The following is a 1,223-nucleotide window of genomic DNA, read 5'->3' as shown; positions in this document are numbered from 1 at the left end:
AAGGCGAACTCGTCCGTGGGCTGCTCGCGATCGACGAGGCAAAGGCAGACATGGTTCGCCAAATTTATCGATGGTTCGCTGGCGGCCTGTCGTCCATCCAGATTGCCACCCGCCTGAACGCTGACGGCGTTCCCGGGCCCCGTGGCGGGCCATGGAATGCCTCGACCATCCGGGGCGACCCAAAGAAGCTGGTCGGCATCCTCAACAACCCCCTCTACACAGGACGGCTTGTCTGGAAACGTCGACACTGGCGCCGCGATCCGGACTCGGAAAAACGCGAACGGCGCTATCAGCTTCGAGACCCGAGCGAGTGGATCGAGGTGGGAGTCCCGGACCTCCGCATCGTCGATGATAGTGACTTCGAGGCGGTCCAAGCGGAAATGAACGCCCGCAAGCGCTCCATCACGTCGCTGCCGCTGGCCCAGGGTAATCGTAACAGGCATCTGCTATCCGGACTGATCCGATGCAGTTGCTGCGGCTCCAACTACACGATCAGCGGTAAGGACTATTATCGCTGCGCCGGTCAGAAGGAACGTGGCACCTGTGACAACAGGCTATCGGTCCGCAAGGGGCCGCTGGAAGAGGCAAGCCTGACGGTTATCCAGCACCACCTGCTCACCGAAGACCATGTCCGCCTGTTCATTGCGGAATATGAGCGCGAAGCCACGCGGCTTGCGCGGATCGACAGCCATGAGGCTGACACGGCCAGGATCCGGCTGCAGCAACTCGAGCGCGAACTCGGCAATCTGTATGAAAATCTGCTGGCGGGTATCGCGACCCCTGCCCTCCGTCAGATGATCGACGAACGGGAGACGGAGAAGGCCCGTCTGATCTCGCGAAACGCTACCGTCGACAGAGGGGTGGCTTCGCAACCCCCGCTTCCAACGCCATTCGTTTTGCAGGCTCAGTTTCGGGCGCGGATCGCCGCCTTGCGCAGCACGCTGGAAGATCCTGCGGTCCGCGGGCAGGCTGCATCGATCATGTCGCGGCTTATCGAGAGCGTGACGATCTATCCGGATGAACCGGAGGGTCCCGCGGCAGAGGTGGTGGCCAGCGTAGCGTCGCTGGTGGCGTACGCCATAAACGACAACGCCGCCCGTGAGGGCGGCGTATCGCGTTCTAAGGCGGTGGTTGCGGGGGCAGGATTTGAACCTGCGGCCTTCAGGTTATGAGCCTGACGAGCTACCGGGCTGCTCCACCCCGCGGAGGTGTTGTGGAGGGAC

General features: G+C 62.6%; 1 protein-coding gene and 1 tRNA gene. One reads left to right on the top strand and one right to left on the bottom strand.

What is annotated here, in order from left to right; genetic code table 11:
• The first annotated feature begins 50 nt into the window (after nucleotides 1–50).
• On the top strand, nucleotides 51–1,172 hold the full coding sequence (locus ABIC44_RS19610; protein ID WP_354297096.1) for a recombinase family protein: 1,122 nt from the start codon (nucleotides 51–53) through the stop codon (nucleotides 1,170–1,172).
• Here ABIC44_RS19610 and ABIC44_RS19605 read toward each other — a convergent pair.
• Nucleotides 1,129–1,205, bottom strand: a tRNA-Met gene (locus ABIC44_RS19605). The genes ABIC44_RS19610 and ABIC44_RS19605 overlap by 44 nt on opposite strands.
• Nucleotides 1,206–1,223 lie beyond the last annotated feature (18 nt).

The sequence above is a fragment of the Sphingomonas sp. 1185 genome (genome assembly GCF_040544655.1).
Lineage (GTDB): Bacteria > Pseudomonadota > Alphaproteobacteria > Sphingomonadales > Sphingomonadaceae > Sphingomonas.
This window is presented reverse-complemented; position numbering and strand designations above follow the sequence as displayed.

Bases quoted from the DNA above. Each gene is read 5' to 3' on its own strand.
- ABIC44_RS19610 (WP_354297096.1), top strand. From the start codon at position 51: ATGGTTCGCCAAATTTATCGATGGTTCGCTGGCGGCCTGTCGTCCATC.